Here is a 21,867-nt window from a genome sequence, read left to right on the forward strand (position 1 = left end):
AGCGACCAGTTGCGGCTTGACTAGTGCACCGGCAAGGGACTACAAACTAGCGATTGTCGGAGGCGGTTCGGATGAGTGTGTTTCTCGGTGCTGAGGAGTTGGACGGCGTGGGTGAGTGGCGGAAGAGCTCGTTCAGCGGCGCCGCCGGCCACTGTGTCGAGGTCGCCGCGGTGGAGGGCGGCATCGCAGTTCGTAACAGCACATCGCCCGAGTCCGGCGCGCTGACGTTCAGCGACGCGGAATGGGCGGCGTTCGTCGCTGGGTGCAAGGCCGACGAGTTCGGCTTCATCGAGTGACGAACCGCGGCGGGAGCGCCCGGCCACAGGCGCTCCCGCCGCTCAGCCACCTCAGAGCTTCTGCGCCTCAGAGTTTCTGCAGCTGGGTGACGACCATCGCGACCGCGAAGAAGCCGTAGAAGGTGATCGCCGCGAAGATCCCGAACAGGCGCCAGCCACGCAGGCGGATGGCGGCCGGCAGGTCGCGTACGTTGAGCTTCACCAGCAGGCACGAGTAGAGCAGCGTGACCACCGACGCCGCGCAGGTCGAGACGATCAGCAGGCCCAGCGGCTGGGTGAAGCCGGCCAGCAGGATGATCGACCCCAGCACGATCTCGCCCCACACCACGGCGAGGTAGAGCTTCGACTCGCTGACGCGCTGGGAGACGAAGGACGAGACGTAGTCGCTGACCACCCGGCCGATCACGTCGAGCAGGCCCATCGCGGCGGCCCACAGGGACACCGCGGCGATCGCGAAGAACAGGATCCTCAGCCAGGTGCCGACCGACGCGGCCAGCACGTCACCCTCGATACGGAGGAACGACGGGTCGTTCTTGAGGTCGTCCCGGCCGAACAGGGTCTCGTACGCGAGCAGGCTCATGATCGTGATCGTCAGGAAGCAGACGAGCAGGAACGCCACCAGGTGCTCGGTGTTGGCCCGCTTCCACCACACCCGCCAGCGCGACAGGTTCTCCGGGTCCTGCGGGAACGTGTAGCGGGCCGCCCCGGACGCCTCCTCCTGGCCGGTGATCGGGGAGATCAGGCGGGGCACGTGCGCGCCCATCCCGTACCGCTTGTCCCGGATCCAGTTGCTGAGCACCAGGTTGTGCACGCCGCCGGCGCCGGCCGCCCCGATCGCGCTCAGGATCAGCGTGAACGTGATCGCCGACGGGATCTGCCCGAAGCCGGTGACCGCCTCGCGCGCGCCCTCGCCCCAGGTGGCGGCCGAGATCACGAACACCACCACGACGACCAGGAAGAACAGGGTCAGTCCGACCTTGACGGCCTCCACCCGCTCGATCGTCTTGTAGATCACTTTCGAGATGCTGAGGAGTACGCCGATGAGCACCAGCGCCACCACGGTGATCCACACCGGGTTGCCGCCGCCGACCAGGTAGGTGAAGACGGTGGAGCCGCTGGTCGCCCAGCCCGGCCACACGTACTGGAACGCGCCGGCCAGGCAGATGATCACGCCCCAGCCCCGCCACCAGCGCGAGAAGCCGGCGACCGCGGTCTGCCCGGTGGCCAGCGTGTAACGCTCGATCTCCATGTTGATCACGAACTGCACGAGCAGCGTGGTGATCGACAGCCAGAGCAGGCCGAGCCCGCCGATCGCGGTCAGGTAGGGCCACAGGATGATCTCGCCGGCGGCCAGGCCGATCCCCACGGCGACCACGCCCGGGCCGATCATCCGTCGCAGGGACAGGGGTTCGGGCAGGTCGCGGAGGACGGGCTCGGCGTCGGGCGGGCGGGTCAGGGGCTTGCTCATCGGACACCTCCGGGGGCGGGGTGGGTCAGCAGACGGTTGAGGTGGTCGAACATTCGGCCGGTGTCCGGCACGAGCCCGGTGAACAGCTCGAACGCGGCCGCGGCCTGGAAGACGCACATCGTGGTGCCGCCGAGCGAGCGCAGGCCGAGCCGGTCGGCGGCGCGCAGCAGCGGCGTTTCCACGGGCATGTAGACGATGTCGGCGACCCACAGCCCCGGCCGCAGCAGGTCGATCGGCAGCGGCAGGCCCGGCTGTGCGCTCATGCCGACCGGGGTGGCGTTGACCAGGCCGTCCGCGCCGGCCAGCGTGCCCGGGAGACGGTCCGGCGGCGCGACCGCGATGCGGTCGATCTCGAAACGCGCGCTGAGGGCTTCGGCCAGCCGGCCGCGTCGCTCCTCGTCGGGGTCGATCACGGTCAGGTGGCGTACGCCCAGAGCAAGCTGAGCGAACGCGCAGGCCGCACCCGCGCCGCCCGCCCCGAGTTGCACCACCCGCTCGATTTCGGCGCCGGGCAGCCCGCGCCGGAACGCCTGCGCGAACCCGTACGCGTCGGTGTTGTCGCCGAACCGCCGGCCGTCCCGGAACACCACGGTGTTGACCGCGCCGATGTCCCGGGCCTGCGGCGACAGGTCGTCGAGCAGGCCGACCACCTGCTGCTTGAACGGGTGGGTCACGTTGACGCCGGCCAGCCCCGCCGCCTCGGCGCGAGCGAGCAGGGTGCCCAGGTCGTGCGGCGTGTGCGGGTCGTCGACGTCGATCAGCGCGTACGTCAGATCGAGCCCGTGGGCCCGGCCCTCGGCCTCGTGCAGGGCGGGGGACAGCGAGGTCGCGATGCCCGCGCCGATCAGGCCGCACCGTGTCGTCGGCATTCGTGCTCCTTGATGTACTAACTGGTACGTTAGTAACCGGCAAAGGCGCACCCTTTGTCAAGGAGACGCGATGGACCGTGCCGCTCAGCGGAACCCCGACGTCGTCGTGGCCCGCGTGGCGGCCGTCCTGTCCACCTTCGACACTTCCCCCCGCGCCCAGCGCGTGTCCGACATCAGCCGCCGCCACCACCCTCACTGCCCACCTGGCGACGCTCGACGGCCCCCGCGTCACCTACCTCATCACCACCCCACCCCTTTGCTCTGCGCACTCATACGTACCCCCCAGCCGGACGCCGCCAGGCCAGGCTGCCGCGGGAGAAAACCCCAGGTCACCCGCCGATTCCGGCCCGGTTGCCCCGAACGCCTCGGCCGAGCCGCCGGCCCGGAATGAGGTCCGCGAAACCCCCTTCGAGACGTTTTCCCAGGTCGATCGGGGGGTGAGTATGAGTGCGCAGAGCAAAGGGGGTGGGCATGCGCATGCGTGTGCGGCGGGGAGGCGTCGCTGGCGGCGGGGGGCGAGGACGCCGTGGATGAGATCTGCGAGGCGCCGCTCGTGGCGGCCGGGCCGCAGACGATCACCGATGCGCGGCAGTTGCGGCGGGAGCTGGCCCGGATCCGGGCCGGCGGCATCGCCTACGAGTGTGAGGAGTCCGGCCGGGGGCGCGGCGGGCTGGCTGTGGTCGTACCCGGAATGCGGGTTTGCCGTGGGGGTTTCGGGCCGGGCCGATGCCGTCCACCCGAGAGCCGTCGGGCCCGCGCTCCAGGTGGTGGCGCGGGCCCTCGGGCGGGAGACGCCTCAGTCACGCACGTAGTAGTGCCCGTTGGCGTCGTCGAACCGGCCGCCCCGACGGCAGCACCGGCGGAAACCGCCGCCCGGAACCACACGGGCACGGGTCGTTGCCGCCGAGTTTCTCGATCAGTTCCTTGTCCGCGCCGACCACCCGGTCGCCGCGTTTGACCTGCGTCTCGCTAGAGGGAACCCCCGGCGACGCTTGCTGGTCGGCTCAAAAGGACGCCTCGGCGTCGTGGTCGCGGTGCATGGCTGCCTCCCAGGGTCGACGTTGCGCCGGAAGGCTAGCCGAAGGGTCCGTCACGACGCAGGTCATTTAGTGGATGGGCCAGAGATCGGCGACCACCGCGCGGCCACGGTGATCGCCGATCTCACGGGCGGCGGCTCAGTCGTTCAACACACAGGGGGCGAGTGCGTCGAGTCCGACCGGCTTCGCCGCGGTGCGGCCGATTGCGGTGGCCATGCGGTTGATCGTGGCGACCCGCTTGTCCTCCAGCGGCCCGAGGATCGCGTTGTTCACGAAGTTGGGGCCGCCCTGGTCGCCGTCGCGGGAGAGGCGGGCGTTGGCCTCGTCGATCTGGGTCTGCAGCAGGGCGAGGTTGCGGTCGATCTCGGCCTGGGCCGACGCCGGGACGTCCGGCAGCTGGCCGGCCACGTCTGGGCAGGAGATCACGCCGAACGGAGCGTCCGCGTTGTCACCCTCCTCGGCCGGGGGCGCCTCTTCGGCCGGCGGGGCCTCCTCGGCGGGCGGGGCCTCTTCGGCGGGCGGGGCTTCCTCGGCCGGCGGGGCGGCCTCGTCGGAGACCGAGCACGCCGCGAGCGCGTCCAGGCCCTGCGGCTTCTCGCCGGCCCGGCCGATCGAGATGGCGATCCGGTCGATCGTGCTGATCCGCTTGTCCTTCAGGGGAGTCAGGATCGCGTTGTTCACGAAGTTGGGGCCGCCCTGGTCGCCGTCGCGGGACAGCCGGGCGTTGGCCTCGTTGATCTGGGTCTGCAACAGGGCCAGGTTGCGGTCCACCTCGGCCTGGGCGCGAGCCGGGATGGCCGGCAGCGCACCGGCCACGTCAGGACAGGAGATTACGCCGAACGGGGCATCCGCGGAGCCACCCTCCGAGGCCATCGCCACGCCGAGCCCACCGGCGGTCACGGCCAGCGCCGCGGCGCCAATTGTCACGGGCTTCCACCAGCGGCGGTTTCCCTGCCTGCGCAACGAGCCGTTCATGTTCTTCCACCTCTTCGCTAGGGCGTTCTACGTCGATCGATACGGACGCCCGGAGCCGGCTCGTTCAAGAATTTCCGGAGCCGTGGAAAGCGGTCGGGAAGGTTGCTCTCGACTTCCTTAAGTTCCGATGAAGTCGCCGCGGGAGGTGGCGTCGGCGTTCCCGGAGCGGGCGTCCACGGTGAAGGTGTCGCCACTCGGCCCACGTCCGGCGCCGTGTGAGAACTGCGCCGCGAAGACGTAGGTGCCGGGCCGTAGCCTGGCTCCCTCTTTCAGGGTGTACGTGTACAGCAGCGCGTCCGCGGTGTCTTTCGCGGTGAACGTGAGGTCCGAGTTGGGCACGGTGGTGAACCAGCCGGCCCGGGCCGCGTCCCTGGTCCGCTCGACCCGCACGGTCACCGAGACCCAGGTCGGCTTGTCGGCCTTGATGGTGACCGTGTTCTGCGTCCAGGTGGCCACCGACGCCTGGTCGACGATCCCCGAGACGGTGACCAGGCTGGGCGTGGCCGGCGGCTTCTTCGGCGCCCTGCTGCCGGCCGGCGGCCGGTCCGGGTCTTCGGTGACGGGATCGGGGCTGGTCGCGGCCGGTGGGCTCGGCTTGGGCGCCTTCCCGGCCGGCGTCCGTGATGGGGCGGCGGCCGGTGGCCGGACGGCCGCGCCCGGGGGCGGCGGCTCGGGGGAGTCCTGGTCGAGCCGCACCGTGATCACCCCGCCGACGGCTACGGCCACGACGGCCAGGGCGACGGCGGCCGGGCGGATCCGGTCGCGGCGGGCGGCGGCCGCACGCCGGGTGGCGGCGCGCCGGGCGATCATCGCGCTGTCCGGCACGTACGCGTCGGCGGCCTGCCGAAGCTCGAAGCGCAACCGGTCGTCGGAGTGGCTCATCGGCGCTCCAGCACCGGCAGCAGCCCGAAGTCGGCCGTGTGGCCCGCCTTGCGCAGCAGCGTGGCCAGCTGGTCGGCGCCCCGCGAGGTGTGGCTCTTCACCGCGCCCACCGAGATCCCGAGAATCGCCGCCACCTCCTTCTCCGGCACGTCGAACGCATAGCGCAGCACCACACACTCGCGCCGCCGGAGCGGCAGCTGCCGCAGCGCGGCCCGGACGTCGAGCACCGCGGGGACGTCGGGTCCGCGGTACTCGTCGGTCGTCAGCCGGCTGCGCAGCAGGCCCAGCCGTTCCCGGCGTTCCCGGCGCAGCCAGCCGCGGGCGGTGTTGGCGAGCACGCCCCGGGCGTACCCGAGCGGATTGTCGGCGCTGGTGACCCGGCGCCAGTGCCGCCAGATCTCCACCAGCGCGTCCGCCGCGATGTCGGCCGCGGCGTCGGCGTCACCGGTGATCAGGTAGGCCAAACGCGCCAGATCGGCGTGATATTGCTCGAAGAACGCCTGGTAGGCGCCTTCCCGATCGGCCCGCACGGACAGAGGTACGGATCAGAGCCGCCGAGGGTTCGAACGGACGTGAGGAGAGACACATTCGATACGAGCCCGTTCCGTATCGAGTGGGAGGCGATCTAGTCTTCGTCAGGAATACGGATCAGTCTCGTATCGAAAATGAGAGAAGAACACCATGAACGGACATCCCCGGCGCTGGGCCATCCTGGGCGTCCTCGTCATCAGCCTGCTGGTGGTGGTTCTGGACAACACGGTTCTGAACGTCGCCATGCGCACCATCGCCGACCCCGACCAGGGCCTGGGCGCCACCCAGAGCCAGCTCGAGTGGGCGATCAACTCGTACACCCTGGTCTTCGCCGGTCTGCTCTTCACCGCCGGCGTGCTGGCCGACCGCTACGGCCGCCGGCTCAGCCTGATCATCGGCCTGTCCATCTTCGGCATCGCGTCGCTGGTGTCGGCCTACGCCGCGACCTCCGGCCAGCTGATCACCGCCCGCGCCGTGATGGGCCTGGGCGCCGCCGCGATCATGCCGGCCACCCTGTCGATCATCGCGAACGTCTTCGACCCGCGTGAGCGCGGCCGCGCCATCGGCGTGTGGGCCGGCGCCGTCGGCCTCGGCGTCGCGATCGGCCCGATCGTCGGTGGCCTGCTGCTCGAGAACTTCTGGTGGGGCTCGGTCTTCCTGATCAACGTGCCGGTCGTGATCTTCGGCATCGTCATGGTCGCCGTGCTGGTGCCGGAGTCCCGCGACCCCAAGCCCGGCCGGATCGACATCGGCGGGGTGCTGCTCTCGGTGGTCGGCCTCAGCCTGCTCACGTACGGCGTGATCGAGGGTGGCGAGGAAGGCTTCGGCGACCCGCGCGCCTGGGGCACGCTGCTCGGCGCGGCCGTCGTGCTGACCGGCTTCGTGCTGTGGGAGCGCAGCCGCGAGTTCCCGGCGCTGGACGTCAAACTCTTCAAGAACCGCCAGTTCGCCGCCTCCACCGGCGTGATCGGCCTGATCTTCTTCGCCGCGATGGGCGCGATGTTCTTCAGCGCCTTCTACCTCCAGCTGGTCCGTGACTACGGCCCGCTCGCCTCGGGCGCCCTGTTCGTCCCGTTCGCGGTCGGCCAGCTGGTGTTCGCGCCGCGCAGCGCGGCCATGGTCCAGCGGTTCGGCCCCAAGGCGGTCAGCACGGTCGGCCTGCTGCTGGTGACCGCCGGCCTGGCCGGGTTCATCTTCATCGGCGCGACCACCCCGATCTGGATCGTCGGCGGGCTGTTCTTCCTGATGGGCGTGGGCATGGCCAATGTCATGCCGCCGGCCACCGAGTCGATCATGGCCGCCCTGCCGCGGGAGAAGGCCGGTGTCGGCTCCGCCGTCAGCAACACCATCCGGCAGGTCGGCGGCGCGCTCGGCGTGGCCGCGATCGGCGCCGTGGTCAGCTCGGTCTACCGGAGCAACCTCGACGGCGCGGCCGACGGTCTGCCCCCGGCGGCCCGCACGGCCGCCGAGGAGTCCATCTCCGGCGCGTACGGCGTGGCCGAGCAGGCCGGTGCGGCCGGCTCCGGTCTGATCCAGTCCGCCAACGACGCCTTCATCACCGCGATGCACTACGCGTCGATCGGCGGCGTCGTGGTCGCCCTGCTCGGCGTGGCCGCGGCCGCGATCTGGCTGCCCGGCAAGCGCCCCGCCCAGGCGCCCGCGCCGACCACCGAAGAGAGCCTGGCCGAGGAGCAGGGCGTCGCTCTGGTCGAGGCGTAACGCGCAGGCAACAATGGATGCCATGACGACCGCGAGCGCGGAAACCGGAACCGACCTGGAGCGCAAAGCTCCAGGTCGGCCCCGCAGCGCCAAGGCCGACGAGGCCATCATGAGTGCCGTGATCGACCTGCTCAGCGAGGGGCAGGCCGGTTCCGCCCTGTCGATGGAGGCGGTCGCGGCGCGGGCGGGGGTCGGCAAGGCGACCATCTATCGCCGCTGGCCCAACAAGGAAGCCATGCTGGTCGACGCGGTCCGCACCATGAAGGGCCCGCCGGTGCAGCCGCCCGGCGAGTCGATCCGGGGCGACCTGATCGCCCTGGCCACCGCGAACCGGGGCAAGCGCATGGAGGCGTACGGCAAGGTCACCGCCTGTCTGCTCCCCGACCTGGTGCGCGACGAGGAACTGCGCAAAGCCTTCGCGGCGGTGATGGAGCCGCGTCGCGACCTGACGCGGGCCGTGCTCCGCCGCGGCATCGAGAACGGCGAGCTGCGCGCCGACCTCGACATCGAGCTCAGCCTGCTGATGCTGAGCTCGCCCACCATGGTGCAGAACTGGCTGAACTGGAACCCGAACGTCCCGCGTGAGGGCTTCGCCGAGAAACTCGTCGACGCGTTCCTGCGCGGCGCGGCGACCTAGGAAGCGGCTCGGCGCAGCGCGACGACGGCGATGTCGTCGGCGCGCTGCCCGTTGCCGGCCAGCCGGTCGAGCAGGCGGCTGCAGAAGTCGTCCAGGTCGGCCTCGATCTCGGCGGCGCACCGGGCCAGGGCGGCCAGGCCGACGTCGATGTCCGCGTCGCGGCGTTCGACCAGGCCGTCGGTGTAGAGAACCAGCGTCCCGCCGGGCGGCAGCACGAATTCGAGGTCGGCGGGCCGGTCGGCGTTGATGCCGAGCAGCGGGCCGTGCGTGTCGAGGAAACGAACCCCGTCGGGGGTACGCAGCAGCGGCGGCGGGTGCCCGGCGCTGGCCAGGCGGACGTGACCGGTGGCCGGCTCGATCGTGAACAGGCAGACCGTGGCCGAGTCGGTCGGCAGCACCGTACGCATGAAGTGATTGACCAGGTCGAGCACCGCACCCGGCGGATGTCCCTCGACCGCGTAGGCGCGCACGGCGTGCCGGATCTCGGCCATGACCGTGGCCGCGTGCAGCGAGTGCCCGGCCACGTCGCCGATCGCCACCAGCAGACGGCCGTTCACCATGGTCATCTCGTAGAAGTCGCCGCCGACCTCGGTCTGGTTGCCGGCCGGCTCGTACCGGACGGCCCGCTCGAGGCCGGGCACCACCGGCAGCCGCGACTGCAGCAGGCTGCGCTGCATCATGATCGCGATCCGGTGCTCCTCGTCGTACGACCGCTGCGCCTCCACCGCCGCCGCCATCGCCTGGACGAGCTGACGCAGCACCGGGAAGCCGGGCATCTGGGCGCTGTTCGGCACCGCGACGTACACCGGCGGCCGGTCGACGCGCAGCCGGGCCACGGCCACCGCCACCGTCTCGCCCTCGGGCCACTCGGCCACGTCCCAGTCGGCGGGCTGGTCGGTGCGGACCAGCGAGCCGACGGCCACGTTGCGCTCGTCCAGCGACCACGGGATGACTTCCGGGGGGCTGCCCGTGGCGGCCAGGCTGACACCCTCGGAGGTTTCGGCCAGCACCACCACCGGACCGCCGAAGATGCTGACCGCGCCCACGGCGGCGGCCTGGAGCAGACCACCCAGGGTGCGCGCCGAGTTGATCTCCAGGGTGGTCTCGGCCAGCGTGATCATGCGCGCGGCCAGGGTCTCGGCCCGCTGCCGGGCGCGGTAGTAGCGCAGCACGGCCTGCACGGTCGCGATCAGCTCGTCCGGCTCGATCGGCTCGGCCAGGTAGGCGTCGGCGCCGCGGTTCAGGCCGTGCGCCCGGTCCACCACGTCCACCGCGTGGGCCGACACGTGGATCACCGGCAGCACGCCGTACACCGGATCGGTCTTGATGCGTTCGCAGACGTCGAAGCCGCTCATGTCGGGCAGTTTGACGTCGAGCACCACCAGATCCACGTCGGAATCGGGCAGCAGGGCCAGCGCCTCGGTGCCCGTCTCGGCCTCCAGCACCGAGAACCCGGCCCGGCTCAGCCAGCTGACCAGCAGGTAGCGCTTGGTGGCGCTGTCGTCGACGACCAGGATCGTGGCGGGCGTCACGGCGTACCGACCGGCAGGGCGACGGTGAAGGTGCTCCCCTTCCCGGGCTCGGACGTGACCCGGAGACCACCACCGAGGATGGTCACCAGGCGCCGGGCGTACGGCAGGCCGAGCCCGGTGCCCTTGCCGCTCAGCGCCCGGCTGCCGGGCACCTGGTAGAACTCCTCGAAGACGCGTTCGTGCAGCTCGGGCGGGATGCCGGTGCCGGTGTCGGCGACCTCGAAGACGGCGTCCTGGTCGACCTGGGTGACGCTGAGCCGCACCGAGCCGGCCGCGGTGAACTTGATCGCGTTGGTCAGCAGGTTGCGCAGCACCTGGACCAGCAGCACCTCGTCGGTGCGGATCGAGGCCAGGCCCGGCTCGTCGACGACAAATGTCACCTCGGGCCGGGTGGCCAGCGGGCGCAGCGTGCCGCGCAACTGGCCGAAGACCGCCCGCAGGTCGACGTCGGTCCGCGCGGGCTCGATCCGGCCGGCCTCCGCCTTGGCCAGGTCGAGCAGGTCGTTGACCAGGGACAGCAGGTCGCTGGCGGAGGTGCGGATGAGGTCGACCTGGCGGCCCTGGTCGCTGGTCAGCTGGTCCGAGCCGTCGTCGGTCAGCAGCCGGCCCAGCCCGATGATCGCGGTGACCGGCGCCCGCAGCTCGTGGCTGACGTTGGCCAGGAACCGGGTCTTCGCCTCGCTGGCCGCGCGCAGCTGCACCGACTTCTCGTCCAGCTCGGCGTAGAGCGCCACGACGCCGCGGTTGGTCTCTTCCAGCTCTTCGGAGAGCTGATGGTAGAGCGCCATCACGCCCTGGTTGGTCTCCTCGAGCTCGGCGTTCAGCCGGGCCAGATCGTCACGCTGGGCCCGCACCTCGTCGAGGGCGGCGATGAGCTGCTGGTTCTGCACCGCGAGCTCGTCCAGCGGGCTGCCGGGGCGGTGTGCGTCGAGGCGGGAGCGGATCTCGTCCATGGAATCGAGGCTCAGCCGATGGGCGCCGGCCGGCAGGCGGCGGGCCATGCGCACCACCGTACCCGTCTCGCCATCACCGACCTCCATCGTGTCGACCAGCCGGTTGACCGCCCGCAACTGCTCGGCGAGCGAGACGGCGTCACCTGGTCCCGTCATCTCTACCAGAAGGGTAGGTGCAGGGTCTCGGCGAAGAAGGAACGCCACGGTGGTGACCTGTCCGCCGACCACCATCACCCGGGCCGCCTCGCTCAGCGCGGTGGCCAGCCTGGTCTGGTCCTGGCCCACCAGGCCGACCTCACGGGCGACCTCGCGGCCGAGGTGGCGGACGGCGAAGATGTCCTGCTGAACCCGGAGCCGCATGCGGGCCAGGACCTCATTCATGCCGGGCCACCAGCACGCCGGCGTCGTCCCGGCGGGTGCCCGCGTCGCGCAGCACGGTCGCCGCGATCACCTGCGGCGAGCGGCTGAGCAGGCCGGGGTAGTCGGCCGGGTTCCACCGGTCGACCACGCCGTCGGAGTGCATCAGCAGCACGGCGCCGCGCGGGAACGGGTAGTCGTAGGCGCGGACCTGCCGCCGCTGGTGTCCGGCGATGCCGGGCAGCGAGACCAGGCCGCGGCGGGGCGCGTCGAGCGCGTGGATCGACCCGGAGATGTTGCCCAGGCCGGCGTAGTGCACGACACCGGCGGCCTCGTCGATCTCGGCCACCGCCACGGCGGCGCCGCGGGTGTGCGAGAGGCCGCGGTGCAGGGCGTCGATCAGGGTCGCGGGGGGTGCGGGGGCGGCGAGCCGGAAGACGCGTACGGCTTCGTGAGCGGCCGCCGCGGCCAGCGGGCCGTGTCCCAGCCCGTCCACCATCAGCACCTGCCGCCGGCCCTCGGCGACGCGTACGGCGTACCCGTCGCCCGAGGCCGGTTCGCCGGCCAACGGCCGGGTGAGGCCGTCGGCCCAGGCCGGTGCGGGCGCCGTCGCGGGCCAGACCTGGGCGGCGAGCACGGTTCCCTTGCCGGGTACGGAGTGCAGGTCGGACCAGGTCGCCTGGCGCAGGATCGCGCCCAGCCCGATGCCCAGCGTGCCGGCCGTGGAGTGCCCGTCGAAGGCCGCCCGGGCGACGTCGGCCATGCCCGGCCCGCGGTCCACCGCGATCACCTCGACCCCGGCGGTGGCCGCGTCCCGCACCGTACGCACCAGCATCACGCCCTGCTCGGCGTGCTTGACCAGGTTGCCGGCCGCCTCGGCGACCAGGATGGCCAGGTCGGCCATCGGCTTGGCGGGCAGTGCCAGCTCGGTGCCCAGCCGCTCCGCCGCCCGTCGTACGCCCGAGGCCGACGCGGCTTCCTCGACGCGGAACCAGACGCCGTCGTCCATCAGACCCTCGGGCAATGACGACACGGCGGCTCCGCTCATCGGCACCATTTGGTCACGGTGATGCTCGTACCCTCGCCGACCTTGGTGTCGATATCGAACTCGTCGACCAGCCGGCGTGCGCCCGAGAGACCCAGCCCGAGCCCTCCGCCGGTGGTGTAGCCGTCGGTCAGGGCCAGGTCCAGGTCGGGGATGCCCGGGCCCTGGTCCGCGAAAACAATCCTGATGCCTTTACGCCGGCCGTTGTCCACCGAGCTCACCTCGACGGTGCCCCCGCCGCCGTAGACCAGCGTGTTGCGGGCCAGCTCACTGGCCGCGGTGACCAGCTTGGTCTGGTCGACGAGAGAGAGCTTGGCGGTCACCGCGGTGGTCCGGACCAGCTGGCGGACACGGACGACGTCCTGGTCGGAGGCGACCGCGAGCCGATCGGTCATGGCGTGGGCACCGGCAGTTCCTCGTCGTCGCCCTCCTCAGGTTCGGCCTCGTCCGTGGCCCGGGCGAGCATCTCCATGCCCAGCTCGACGTTCAGCGCGGTGCGGATGCCGGGCAGCGACAGGCCCAGCTCGACCAGGGTGATCGCCACCGCCGGGCGCATGCCGACCACCACGGTCTCGGCGTCCAGCACCCGGGAGATCGACGCGATGGTGGCCAGCGTCCGGCCCACGAACGAGTCGACGATGTCCAGCGCGCTGATGTCGATGATCACGCCGTGGCAGCCGGTGGCCACGATCCGGTCGGCGAGATCTTCCTGGAGCTGGAGGGCGACCTGGTCCTCCATGTCGATCTGGATCGACACCAGGAGGACGTCGCCGATCTTGAGAACCGGGACGCGCTCCACGTCAGCGGCCCTTGAGCCGGGCGCTGTTGAGCTTGATGACGTGCTTCAGGGCGTCGGCCAGCGAGGACTTGGTGGCGATGTCGCCGAACTCGATGCCGAGGGCCACGATCGTCTGGGCGATCTGCGGGCGGATGCCCGAGATGATGCACTCGGCGCCCATCAGGCGGGCGGCCACCACGGTCTTGAGCACGTGCTGGGCGACCTGGGTGTCGACCGCCGGCACGCCGGTGATGTCGATGATCGCGTACGGCGACCCGGTGTCGACCAGCGTCTGCAGCAGCCGCTCCATGACCACCTGGGCGCGCGCCGAGTCGAGGGTGCCGACCAGCGGCACCGCGACCACGCCGTCCCAGAGCTTGACCACCGGGGTGGACAGCTCCAGCAACTGCTCGGCCTGGTCGGCGATCAGCTCTTCCCGGACCCGGACATAGCTGGTGACCGTGTGGAGGGCGGCCTGGTCGACGAACCCGGAGAACGCCAGGTAGTCACGCAGGGTGGTGCCGTCGTTCGCCTCCAGCAAGCTGAAGGCCGCGTCCTTGAGCGCGAACACGCTGACCGCGGTCTCGTTGGCCGAGAAACCCTGCCGGGCCCGGGTGGCCGAGAAGTCGCTGAGCAGCCCCCGCAACTCGGCCGAGGCGTCGCCTTCGAGGTCGGTCGCGCCGGCCTCGAACGCCGCCCCGAAGCCGCGTTGCAGCTCGGTGATCTGACGTTCCAGCTCGGCATGGCTCAGCCGGCCGCGAAGAGAGGCGGTGACGCTGTCCGTCCAGCGGCGGATCAGCTCGTCGCCCTGTCCTTTCAACAGGCCGGCGAAGCGACTCGCCTCCTCCGAACTCAGCCCCACTGCGGCCTCCCCAGCTGTGGTCCCCTATCCGACGGCGGGACTCTATCACCGGACCTGCTAATACTTGCTGTAAGCCAACTAACGCCCCGTGCTGCACGCCACGAGGTCCGTGGAGTACCGTCTGCACAGAACTGGGAGGTCCTGAATGTCCCTGACGGTGCAAACGGAACAACGCGGCGACGTCGTCGTGGTCTCGGTGGCCGGCGAGCTCGACATGGCTACCGCCCCCCAGCTCCAGGACCAGATCAGCGACCTGCTCGAAAAGGGTCGCAACCGCCTGGTCTTCGACCTGGCCGAGGTGTCGTTCTGCGACTCGACGGGCCTGTCGGTCTTCGTTCGCGCCAAGAACAGCACCGACGACGCCGGCGGCGTCGTCCGCCTGGCCGCCCCCCAGCGGGGCGTGCTGCGCATCCTCGAGGTGAGCGGCCTGGTCGAGGTGCTGCACACCTACCCCTCGGTGGACGAGGCGGTCGACGCCCAGGAAAGCCCGACCGCCTAGCCCGATCTTCGAGCAAAGCCCCCCTCGACCGAGGGGGGCTTTGTCGTGCGGCTGGACGGCCGCGCGTCTCCCAACCCCGCGCTGCTCCCTCACAGCGCGGGGTTGTTCATCGCACACCTCCCCCGGGGCGGCGGGGGGTTAGGCCAGCCCCACCACATCCAGGATCCAGGCGGCCACGAAGGCCTCTTCCTTCCACGCGTCATAGCGCCCACTGGGCCCGCCATGGCCCGCCCCCATCTCCGTCTTCAGGAGATAGGACCCCTCCGGCGCCACCGCCCTCAACCGCGCCACCCACTTCGTCGGCTCGGTGTAGAGGACCCGGGTGTCGTTGAGCCCGCTCATGGCCAGGATCCGCGGGTACCGAACCGCCCGGACGTTCTCATAAGGGCTGTAGGCCTTCATATAGGCGTACACGTCAGCCGACTCGAGCGGATTGCCCCACTCTTCCCACTCGGTGACGGTGAGCGGCAGCGACGGGTCGAGGATCGACGTCAGCGGGTCGACGAACGGCACCTGCGCCACGATCCCCGCGAACGCCTCGGGGGCCAGGTTGGCCACCGCGCCCATCAGCAGCCCGCCCGCCGACCCGCCGCGGGCGACCAGCCGGTCGGCCGACGTCCACCCGTGCTTGACCACGGCCTGGGCGCAGGCCACGAAGTCGGTGAAGGTGTTCTTCTTGGCGAGCATCTTGCCGTTGTCGTACCAGCGCCGCCCCATCTCGCCGCCGCCCCGGATGTGGGCGATGGCGAACACCACCCCGCGGTCGAGCAGCGACAGCCGGGCGATCGAGAAGTAGGGGTCGATGCTGTATTCGTACGACCCGTAGCCGTAGAGCACCAACGGCGCCGTGCCGTCGCGCGGTGTGCCCTTGCGCGCCACGATCGAGATCGGGACCTTGGTGCCGTCGTCGGCCACCGCCCACTCGCGGAACTGCTCGTACCCCTCGGGGTCGTAGCCGCCGAGCACCGGCTGGCGTTTGCGCAGCGTCATCGCGCGGGTGATCAGGTCGACGTCGTACACCGACTCGGGCGTGGTCATCGAGGTGTAGCTGATCCGCACGGACGACGTGTCGTATTCCGGGGTGGAGGTCAGCCCGACGCTGTAGAGCGGCTCGGGGAACTCCATGTCGTACGCCTCGGTGCTGCCGTCGGCGATCACCCGCAGCCCGGTCAGACCGTCCTTGCGGAGCGAGATCACCACGTGTCGCTGGAACGAGTCGACCGACTCGAGCCGGACGCCGGGCTCCTCGGGAATCAGCTCGACCCACTCGCCCGGTGCGTCGGCCGACGTGTAGGCCAGCGCGAAATCCTCGGCCTCGTGGTTGTGCAGGATCAGAAACCGGTGCCCGTGATGCTCCACGTTGTATTCCACGCCCTGCCGGCGCGGGGCGACCAGCACCGGCCCGGCCGTCGGGGTGTCGGCGGGAATCGCGCGTACTTCGGACGTGGTCTTGCTGTGGGCGTCGATCAGGATGAACTTCTCGCTGCGGGTGAGCCCGACGCCGACGAAGAAGCGCTCGTCGGGCTCCTCGAAGATCTTGATGTCGCCGGACGCGGGGCGGCCGATGATGTGGCGCCACACGCGGTAGGGACGCCAGGCCTCGTCGACCGTGATGTAGAACAGCACCGACGCGTCGAGCGACCAGGCGCTGCCGTAACCCGTATCGGTGACCTCGTCGGCCAGCACCTCGCCGGAGCGCAGGTCCTTGACCCGAAGCGTGAACCGCTCGTCGCCGGTGAAGTCGGTCGAGTAGGCCAGCCAGTGACCGTCGGGGCTCACGTCGAACGCGCCGAGCTGGAAGAACTCCTTGCCCTCGGCCAGCACGTTGCCGTCGAGCAGCACCTGCTCACCCGCCGCACCCTCGGCCGGCGGATCGGTCTCACCTGGACGGACCGGCACCCGGCAGTGGATGCCGTATTGCTTGCCCTCCTCGGTGCGGGTGTAGTACCACCACTCGCCCTTGCGGACCGGGACGGTCAGGTCGGTCTCCTGCGTACGCGCCTTGATCTCACCGAAGACCGTCTCGCGCAGGCCGGCCAGATGGGCCGTGGCCTGTTCGGCGAAGGCGTTCTCGGCCTCCAGATAGGCGATCGTGTCGGGGTTGTCCTTATCTGCCAGCCAGGAATAGTCGTCCGTCACCGTGTCGCCGTGGAAGGTCCGCTCCGAGGGCACACGGGCGGCCGAAGGCACATTGCTCGTCACCCCGCTCAGGATACCGGCGAGTTCACCCATGTCAGGTGTGACTAGTCGCATGAACAGCCCTCCCCGGGGCGATTAGAACATGTGTACGATACGCCAGAATGGACGATCTTCGGGGTCATCGATGTCAGGGGAATGTGTGATGCCCGCGACGAATGGCTCGCCTCCGTTACCACCACGCCGTGAGCCGGTGCTGCGCGCGCTGGCCGACATCAGCGGCCCCGACTTCGCGCGTACCGCCCGGTCGATCGACACCGTCGGCGGCCGGCGGGTCAGCTTCGTCACCGTGCCCGCCACCGCGCGTCAGGTCGAGGACACCCTGCGGATCGCGGCGGAGCGGGGGCTCGCCGCGCGGGCGCGGGGGTCCGGCAGCAAGATCGATTGGGGTACGCCACCGGCCGGCGTCGACCTCCTGGTCGACACCGGGCGCCTCGGCGGCCTGTGGAACCACCGTCCGTCCGAACTGTCCGCCGAGGTGGGCACGGGCACCCCGGTGCGGGCGCTCCAGGCCGCCCTGGCCCTGCGTGGCCAGCGGCTGGCGGTCGACCCGCCGTCCCGATCGGCCACCGTCGGCGGCATGCTCGCCACCAACGAGTCCGGCCCGCTGCGCCACAAGTACGGCGCCCCGGCCGGCCAGGTCGCCGGGGTGGGCTATGTGGACGCCGACGGGCAAAGGCGCGAGGCCGAGCTGGTCGGCGACGACTTCGACGGCGTGCTCCTCTCCGCGGCCCTGCGCCTCGAACCGCTGCCGGCCGCCCGGCGCTGGGTCTCGGTGCCGGTGTCCACCCCGCTCCAGGTCCACAACCTGGTCGACGAGGCCCTGGCCCAACAGGTCGATCCCAGCGCGGTCGAGGTCGACCTGCCCACGCCCGCGCCCGGCGGCCGCACCACGGCCCAACCGCCCGGCGCGGTCTCGGTCCTGCTCGAGGGCGGGGCCCAGTCGGTGGTCGAGCGGGCCGGCCGGTTGGCCCGGTCCCTGGGCCCGGGCGCCGAGGTCGCCGAGATCGCGCCGACCTGGTGGGGCCGCTACCCGTTCGGCGTCAAGGACGTCGCGCTACGCATCTCGGTCCGCATCGAAGACCTCCACGCCGCCGTGTACGCCCTGCGCGACGCGGCCGGCGGCGCGGTGCCGATCCGGGGCTCGGCCGGCGTCGGCACGGTCCACGCCGTGCTGCCCGGCGACCTCGAACCGCAGCGCGTCGAGGGCATCGTCGACTCGGTCCGCAGCGTGCTGATGGCCCGCAGCGGCCGCGCGGTGATCATCGGCGCGCCACCCGCGATCGCCCGCGAGGTCGACATGGCCGGTCGCCGCGAGCTGTTCTGACGCGGTTTGATGGTCCGATGATCGAACGCCTGACCGCCGCCGACTCCGCCCTCGTCGACGACATCACCCGGCTGGTGAACCTGGTCTACGACGAGTCGGAACGCGGCCTGTGGCACGCGGGCGCCACCCGCACCGACCCGAACGAGGTCGCGTCGCTGCTGGCCGCCGGTGAGCTGGTCGCCGATCGGCGCGACGGCCGGCTGGCCGGGGTGGTCCGGGTCCAGCTGCTCGATGACCAGACGGGCGAGTTCGGCCTGCTGGCCGCCGACCCCGCGCGGCGGGGCCAGGGCATCGGCCGTGACCTGGTCGCCTGGGCCGAGTCGGCGGTGCGGGCCACCGGCCGCCGTGCCATGCAGCTCGAGCTGCTGGTCCCACGCGAGGGCAGGCTGGCGTCGAAGGAATTCCTGCACGCCTGGTACACCCGGTTGGGGTACGAACAGACGAGGATCGGCGCCATCGAAGAGCACTATCCCGCGCTCGCCCCGATGTTGGCCGTCCCCACCGACTACCGCGTCTACCGCAAGCTGTTGGTGTGACGCTCTAACGGATGATCGCGGCCGGCTCGGACGGGTCGTGGCTGCTCAGGACCTCGGCGGCCTTGTGGCGGCCGAAGTCGGCCAGCGAACCCACGGCATAGCTGAGATAGGCGAACTGGCCCATCTGGGCGACCTGGGTGAGCGCGAGCTGGTGGGCCGACAGGTGGCGGGGGAGCAGCGGCGCCCCGGCGCCCAGGGTGACCGGCGCCACGCCCAGGATGATCTCGTCGAGCAGCCCCTGGTCGGCGAACTCGCCCACCAGGTCGCCGCCACCCACGAGCCAAACATTCTTGCCCTGGGCGGCGACCACCATGGCCTCGTGGACGCGCTTCACGTCGCCGCTGATGAAGAAGATGTTGGCGTCCGGCACCGGCGGCAGGTCACGGTGGGTGAAGACCCAGCACGGCACGCCGCCGTACATGTCGTGCCAGTTCTGGGGCTCGTCGAGCAGGTTGTCGTTGGCCAGGATCCACTCGTAGGTGGTGGCGCCCATCGCGAAGGCGCCCACCCCGGCGAAGAACGCGCCGAACGGGTTGTCCGTGCCCTCGTCGACCTCGAACAGCCAGTCGAGCGAATTGTCCGAGTCGGCGATGTATCCGTCGATGCTCGTCGCGGTGTAGTACTGCGTCTTCACGACGACCACGATGCCACCCGCAGCGGACAAATACGGCCGAAATGCCTAACTGACCGCGTACGTCAGATAGGCGAACTGATGCACCTGCCGCACCCCGGTCAGCGTCAGCCGGGACGACTCGAGGCGGCGGGGGAGCAGCGGAGCGCCGCCGCCGAGCGTGACCGGGGCGACGCCGACGATCAACTCGTCGAGCAACCCGGCGTCGGCGAACTGCCCGACCAGCTCACCACCGCCGACCAGCCAGATGTCCTTCCCGGCGGCGGCGGCGGTCATCTCGGCGTGCACCGGGCGCACATCACCCCGGACGAACCGGGCGTCGACGCCGGGCACCGGCTCGAGCGGGCGGTTGCTGAACACCCAGGCCGGGACGTCACCGTAGTAGCCGTGCCATTTGCCCGGATCGGCGCGCAGGTCTTCGTGGTCGATGACCCACTCCCAGGTGGTGCGGCCCATCGCGAAGGCGCCGACCGAGGCGAAGAAGTCGGCGAACTCCGAGTTGTCGCCGGAGTCGGCCTCGAAGAGCCATTGCAGCGAGTTGTCGGCGTCGGCGATGTAGCCGTCGAGCGTGGTCGCGGTGTAGTACGAGGTCTTCGGCATGCCGACGAGCCTGCCACCGGCGTACGACAGTTTCAGGCGTCGTTGCGCAGGACCAGGATCGCGATGTCGTCGCGCGGCTCCTCGACCGAGTAGTTGATCGTGGTGGAGCGCAGCCGGGCGGCCATCACGTCGGCCGGGTAGCCGGCCAGCGGCGCCGCCGCCTCGCGCAGCCGGGCCGTGCCGAACAGCTCGCGCCCGCGCCGCCGCTCGGTCACCCCGTCGGTGTAGAAGATCAGCGAGTCGCCCGGATCGAGGGTGATCTGCGCGTCCGGCGACGAGATCGTCTCGAGCAGCCCGAGCGCCGTGCCGCCCTCGCCCACGAACGACGTCTTGCCGTCGGCCCGTACCAGCACCGCCCGGTCGTGGCCGGCCAGGTGCAGGCAGACCGAGAGGGTGCCGTCCTTCTCCTGGACCACCGAGGCCATCGCCAGCGTGCAGTACCGGCCGCCGCCCCGCTGCACCAGCGTGCGGTTGACCCGGCAGAGGATCTCGGTCATCGGCTTGCCGTCGTCGACCAGGATCCGGATCACGTCGCGGACCAGGCCGGTCACCGTGGCCGCCTGCACGCCCTTGCCGGAGACGTCGCCGACCACCACCACCCAGCCGTTCTCCGACGCCACCACGTCGTAGAAGTCGCCGCCCACCTCGCTGCCGGTGGGCACGTACTCGGCGGCGAACCCGACGCCGTCGACGTGTGGCAGGGCCGGGGGCAGGAGCGAGGCCTGGAGCGTACGCGCGACCTTGCGCCGTTCGTCGTGGATGCGGGCGTTGTCGATGGCCAGGGCCGCCCGGCGGGCCACGTCCTCGAGCACCGCGACCTCGTCGGCGTCGTGCCGGTGGGTCAGGTGGCGGCCGATCGCCAGCGTGCCGAGGCGCTGGCCCCGGGCCACCAGCGGCACCGCGAAGCCCTCGGCGGGCGTGCCGAACATCACCTGCGTGCCGAGCCGGGACGCCTCCTCGAGCCGGGCCACGATCGAGTCGGTACCGGTCTCGGCCAGGGTGGCGTGCAGCTGGGCGACCGCCGCCTCGTCGGCGTGGGTGGCCGCGGCCAGCTGGAGCCGGCCCCAGGCGTCGGTGGTGTGCACCGCGCACCACTGGCCCAGCCGCGGCACCACCAGCTGGGGGATCAGGGCCATCGTGAGGTTGACGTCGAGCGACTGGGCGAGCAGCTCGCTGGCCTCGGCCAGGAAGGTCAGCCAGGTCTGCCGGCGCAGGTCGGCGCGGCGCAGCCGGTCGTTCTCCAGGTGCAGCGCGAGGCGCTCGGCGACGATCTCGGCGAGCGGTCGCCCGTACCCGTCGGGGGAGGCATCCAGCTCGAGCTCGCCGGCGTACGGCCGCTGCACGGTGAGCCCGACCCGGATCGTGGCCGCGTCGTCCCGGGGCGCGCGACCGTAGCGGGCCATGATCTGACGTCCGGTGCCGTCGCCGCGGTCGAGGCGCACCACGCCGCCGGCCGCGCCGGTCAGCCGGGCCAGGCGGGAGAGCAGCTCGAGGGCGAAGTCGGCGAGACCCTCCTCGGTGCTGCGCTCGGGCCGGACCTCCAGCAGCGTGGCGAGCGCGCCGACGCTGGGCAGGTCGGCCTCGGGCGCGGCACCGGTGGGAACGGCCGTGGCCACCGCCGTACCGCCGGCCCTGGCCTCGAGCCGGAACCAGACACCCTTGCCGGTGCCCTCGTGAACAGTGCCCCAACGGCTGGCGAAATGGTCGACCAGCAGCAGCCCGCGGCCACGCTCCGCAACCTCGCCGATGTCCACGGTCTCGTTGCGCGGGCCGACCGCGAGCTGCTCGACCGGGCCCGGCGCGAAGTCGGTGACGGTGACGGTCAGGCCTTCGTTATCGGCCGTGACCTCGATGTCGAGCTCGGTGTTGGCGTGCACCACCGCGTTCGTGGAAAGCTCGGTGGTGAGCAACAGAGCCTCGTTGAGCAGCGCATCCAGACCGGCTTCCTCGAGCACCGAGCGGACCAGGGCGCGGGCGGCGGCAGGCGTGCGCCGGTCGTTGGGCAACCGGACCCGGCGGACCAGCGCGCTCACGGCGCCCGCTTCAACCGACACGTCAGCATCCTCTCCTGATCCCGGCTCGATGCACAAAGCTGTGTCTCGCATTGACCCGCTCGGGCGAGGGATGATGAAGCACC

The 21,867-nt window shown here is 71.2% G+C and carries 22 protein-coding genes and 1 pseudogene; 7 read left to right on the plus strand and 16 right to left on the minus strand.

The features are described from left to right. Nucleotides 1-71 precede the first annotated feature (71 nt). A complete protein-coding gene (locus AB0O15_RS23705) occupies nt 72-296 on the plus strand; it encodes a DUF397 domain-containing protein (RefSeq protein WP_364322239.1) in 225 nt (74 codons plus the stop codon). A 67-nt stretch (nt 297-363) separates the two neighbouring features. Here AB0O15_RS23705 and AB0O15_RS23710 read toward each other — a convergent pair whose 3' ends face one another. Both AB0O15_RS23710 and AB0O15_RS23715 read right to left on the minus strand, forming a co-directional pair. After that, nucleotides 364-1,764 (minus strand): Nramp family divalent metal transporter, encoded by a 1,401-nt coding sequence (locus AB0O15_RS23710; RefSeq protein ID WP_364322241.1) that lies wholly within the window; start codon nt 1,762-1,764, stop codon nt 364-366. After that, nucleotides 1,761-2,633: a shikimate dehydrogenase gene (locus AB0O15_RS23715; RefSeq protein WP_364322243.1), complete on the minus strand. Its 873-nt coding sequence runs from the start codon at nt 2,631-2,633 to the stop codon at nt 1,761-1,763. The genes AB0O15_RS23710 and AB0O15_RS23715 overlap by 4 nt, the downstream gene beginning before the upstream one ends. 481 nt (nt 2,634-3,114) lie before the next feature. Here AB0O15_RS23715 and AB0O15_RS23720 point away from each other — a divergent pair. Beyond that, nucleotides 3,115-3,306 (plus strand): annotated as a pseudogene (locus AB0O15_RS23720) (IclR family transcriptional regulator C-terminal domain-containing protein); the annotation flags it as partial. A 127-nt stretch (nt 3,307-3,433) separates the two neighbouring features. On the opposite strand, the gene AB0O15_RS23725 reads toward AB0O15_RS23720, so the two are convergent. The 4 genes from AB0O15_RS23725 to AB0O15_RS23740 all read right to left on the minus strand — a co-directional run bounded on the left by AB0O15_RS23725 (nt 3,434) and on the right by AB0O15_RS23740 (nt 6,057). Next, nucleotides 3,434-3,574 (minus strand): SEC-C metal-binding domain-containing protein, encoded by a 141-nt coding sequence (locus AB0O15_RS23725; protein ID WP_364322245.1) that lies wholly within the window; start codon nt 3,572-3,574, stop codon nt 3,434-3,436. 234 nt (nt 3,575-3,808) lie between these two features. Beyond that, a complete protein-coding gene (locus AB0O15_RS23730; protein WP_364322247.1) occupies nt 3,809-4,597 on the minus strand; it encodes a hypothetical protein in 789 nt (262 codons plus the stop codon). A 165-nt stretch (nt 4,598-4,762) separates the two neighbouring features. Next, complete coding sequence (locus AB0O15_RS23735) at nt 4,763-5,527, minus strand: hypothetical protein (protein ID WP_364322249.1); 765 nt, start codon at nt 5,525-5,527, stop codon at nt 4,763-4,765. Beyond that, nucleotides 5,524-6,057, minus strand: a complete 534-nt coding sequence (locus AB0O15_RS23740) for a SigE family RNA polymerase sigma factor (protein WP_364322251.1) — start codon at nt 6,055-6,057, stop codon at nt 5,524-5,526. The genes AB0O15_RS23735 and AB0O15_RS23740 overlap by 4 nt, the downstream gene beginning before the upstream one ends. Before the next feature lie 151 nt (nt 6,058-6,208). On the opposite strand from AB0O15_RS23740, the gene AB0O15_RS23745 reads away from it, so the two are divergent. Together AB0O15_RS23745 and AB0O15_RS23750 are read left to right on the plus strand one after the other, a co-directional pair. Continuing rightward, nucleotides 6,209-7,777, plus strand: coding sequence for an MFS transporter (locus AB0O15_RS23745; protein ID WP_364322253.1), 1,569 nt, complete (start codon nt 6,209-6,211; stop codon nt 7,775-7,777). Nucleotides 7,778-7,799: 22 nt separating this feature from the next. Beyond that, the gene (locus tag AB0O15_RS23750; protein ID WP_364322255.1) at nt 7,800-8,414 is read left to right on the plus strand and encodes a TetR/AcrR family transcriptional regulator; all 615 of its coding nucleotides are present in this window, start codon (nt 7,800-7,802) and stop codon (nt 8,412-8,414) included. On the opposite strand, the gene AB0O15_RS23755 is transcribed toward AB0O15_RS23750, so the two are convergent. The 6 genes from AB0O15_RS23755 to AB0O15_RS23780 are packed head-to-tail and all read right to left on the minus strand — an operon-like array spanning nt 8,411 to nt 13,941. After that, nucleotides 8,411-9,946, minus strand: coding sequence for a SpoIIE family protein phosphatase (locus AB0O15_RS23755; protein WP_364322257.1), 1,536 nt, complete (start codon nt 9,944-9,946; stop codon nt 8,411-8,413). The genes AB0O15_RS23750 and AB0O15_RS23755 overlap by 4 nt on opposite strands. Beyond that, entirely contained in the window at nt 9,943-11,280 is a 1,338-nt protein-coding gene (locus AB0O15_RS23760; RefSeq protein ID WP_364322259.1) for a sensor histidine kinase, read from the minus strand. Before AB0O15_RS23760 ends, AB0O15_RS23755 begins: the two co-directional genes overlap by 4 nt. Then, nucleotides 11,273-12,304 (minus strand): SpoIIE family protein phosphatase, encoded by a 1,032-nt coding sequence (locus AB0O15_RS23765; RefSeq protein ID WP_364322261.1) that lies wholly within the window; start codon nt 12,302-12,304, stop codon nt 11,273-11,275. The genes AB0O15_RS23760 and AB0O15_RS23765 overlap by 8 nt, the downstream gene beginning before the upstream one ends. Further along, nucleotides 12,301-12,696, minus strand: a complete 396-nt coding sequence (locus AB0O15_RS23770; RefSeq protein WP_364322263.1) for an anti-sigma regulatory factor — start codon at nt 12,694-12,696, stop codon at nt 12,301-12,303. The genes AB0O15_RS23765 and AB0O15_RS23770 overlap by 4 nt, the downstream gene beginning before the upstream one ends. After that, entirely contained in the window at nt 12,693-13,100 is a 408-nt protein-coding gene (locus AB0O15_RS23775; RefSeq protein WP_364322265.1) for an STAS domain-containing protein, read from the minus strand. The genes AB0O15_RS23770 and AB0O15_RS23775 overlap by 4 nt, the downstream gene beginning before the upstream one ends. A gap of 1 nt (nt 13,101) precedes the next feature. Continuing rightward, entirely contained in the window at nt 13,102-13,941 is an 840-nt protein-coding gene (locus AB0O15_RS23780) for an STAS domain-containing protein (protein ID WP_364322267.1), read from the minus strand. A 145-nt stretch (nt 13,942-14,086) separates the two neighbouring features. On the opposite strand from AB0O15_RS23780, the gene AB0O15_RS23785 reads away from it, so the two are divergent. Then, nucleotides 14,087-14,440, plus strand: a complete 354-nt coding sequence (locus AB0O15_RS23785; RefSeq protein ID WP_364322269.1) for an STAS domain-containing protein — start codon at nt 14,087-14,089, stop codon at nt 14,438-14,440. A gap of 138 nt (nt 14,441-14,578) precedes the next feature. On the opposite strand, the gene AB0O15_RS23790 is transcribed toward AB0O15_RS23785, so the two are convergent. Further along, a complete protein-coding gene (locus AB0O15_RS23790) occupies nt 14,579-16,642 on the minus strand; it encodes a S9 family peptidase (RefSeq protein ID WP_364322271.1) in 2,064 nt (687 codons plus the stop codon). A gap of 139 nt (nt 16,643-16,781) precedes the next feature. On the opposite strand from AB0O15_RS23790, the gene AB0O15_RS23795 reads away from it, so the two are divergent. Together AB0O15_RS23795 and AB0O15_RS23800 are read left to right on the plus strand one after the other, a co-directional pair. Then, a complete protein-coding gene (locus AB0O15_RS23795) occupies nt 16,782-17,963 on the plus strand; it encodes an FAD-binding oxidoreductase (protein ID WP_364322273.1) in 1,182 nt (393 codons plus the stop codon). 17 nt (nt 17,964-17,980) lie between these two features. Beyond that, nucleotides 17,981-18,499, plus strand: a complete 519-nt coding sequence (locus AB0O15_RS23800; RefSeq protein ID WP_364322275.1) for a GNAT family N-acetyltransferase — start codon at nt 17,981-17,983, stop codon at nt 18,497-18,499. 4 nt (nt 18,500-18,503) lie between these two features. Here AB0O15_RS23800 and AB0O15_RS23805 read toward each other — a convergent pair whose 3' ends face one another. The 3 genes from AB0O15_RS23805 to AB0O15_RS23815 are packed head-to-tail and all read right to left on the minus strand — an operon-like array spanning nt 18,504 to nt 21,835. Further along, nucleotides 18,504-19,133 carry a dihydrofolate reductase family protein gene (locus AB0O15_RS23805; RefSeq protein ID WP_364322277.1) on the minus strand — a complete coding sequence of 210 codons (630 nt, stop codon included), beginning with the start codon at nt 19,131-19,133 and terminating at the stop codon, nt 18,504-18,506. Between the two features lie 45 nt (nt 19,134-19,178). Then, on the minus strand, nt 19,179-19,730 hold the full coding sequence (locus AB0O15_RS23810) for a dihydrofolate reductase family protein (RefSeq protein ID WP_364322279.1): 552 nt from the start codon (nt 19,728-19,730) through the stop codon (nt 19,179-19,181). Nucleotides 19,731-19,762: 32 nt separating this feature from the next. After that, nucleotides 19,763-21,835 carry a SpoIIE family protein phosphatase gene (locus AB0O15_RS23815; protein ID WP_364322281.1) on the minus strand — a complete coding sequence of 691 codons (2,073 nt, stop codon included), beginning with the start codon at nt 21,833-21,835 and terminating at the stop codon, nt 19,763-19,765. Nucleotides 21,836-21,867: the final 32 nt, after the last annotated feature.

Origin of the sequence: Actinoplanes sp. NPDC089786, from assembly GCF_040684855.1 — a bacterium.
Taxonomy (GTDB): Bacteria; Actinomycetota; Actinomycetes; order Mycobacteriales; family Micromonosporaceae; genus Actinoplanes.

Coding starts and splice junctions, on each gene's coding strand:
- AB0O15_RS23770 (WP_364322263.1), bottom strand. CDS start 12,696: ATGACCGATCGGCTCGCGGTCGCCTCCGACCAGGACGTCGTCCGTGTC.
- AB0O15_RS23735 (WP_364322249.1), bottom strand. CDS start 5,527: ATGAGCCACTCCGACGACCGGTTGCGCTTCGAGCTTCGGCAGGCCGCC.
- AB0O15_RS23760 (WP_364322259.1), bottom strand. CDS start 11,280: ATGAATGAGGTCCTGGCCCGCATGCGGCTCCGGGTTCAGCAGGACATC.
- AB0O15_RS23750 (WP_364322255.1), top strand. CDS start 7,800: ATGACGACCGCGAGCGCGGAAACCGGAACCGACCTGGAGCGCAAAGCT.
- AB0O15_RS23815 (WP_364322281.1), bottom strand. CDS start 21,835: ATGCGAGACACAGCTTTGTGCATCGAGCCGGGATCAGGAGAGGATGCT.
- AB0O15_RS23795 (WP_364322273.1), top strand. CDS start 16,782: ATGCCCGCGACGAATGGCTCGCCTCCGTTACCACCACGCCGTGAGCCG.
- AB0O15_RS23715 (WP_364322243.1), bottom strand. CDS start 2,633: ATGCCGACGACACGGTGCGGCCTGATCGGCGCGGGCATCGCGACCTCG.
- AB0O15_RS23710 (WP_364322241.1), bottom strand. CDS start 1,764: ATGAGCAAGCCCCTGACCCGCCCGCCCGACGCCGAGCCCGTCCTCCGC.
- AB0O15_RS23705 (WP_364322239.1), top strand. CDS start 72: ATGAGTGTGTTTCTCGGTGCTGAGGAGTTGGACGGCGTGGGTGAGTGG.
- AB0O15_RS23785 (WP_364322269.1), top strand. CDS start 14,087: ATGTCCCTGACGGTGCAAACGGAACAACGCGGCGACGTCGTCGTGGTC.
- AB0O15_RS23765 (WP_364322261.1), bottom strand. CDS start 12,304: ATGAGCGGAGCCGCCGTGTCGTCATTGCCCGAGGGTCTGATGGACGAC.
- AB0O15_RS23745 (WP_364322253.1), top strand. CDS start 6,209: ATGAACGGACATCCCCGGCGCTGGGCCATCCTGGGCGTCCTCGTCATC.
- AB0O15_RS23800 (WP_364322275.1), top strand. CDS start 17,981: ATGATCGAACGCCTGACCGCCGCCGACTCCGCCCTCGTCGACGACATC.
- AB0O15_RS23810 (WP_364322279.1), bottom strand. CDS start 19,730: ATGCCGAAGACCTCGTACTACACCGCGACCACGCTCGACGGCTACATC.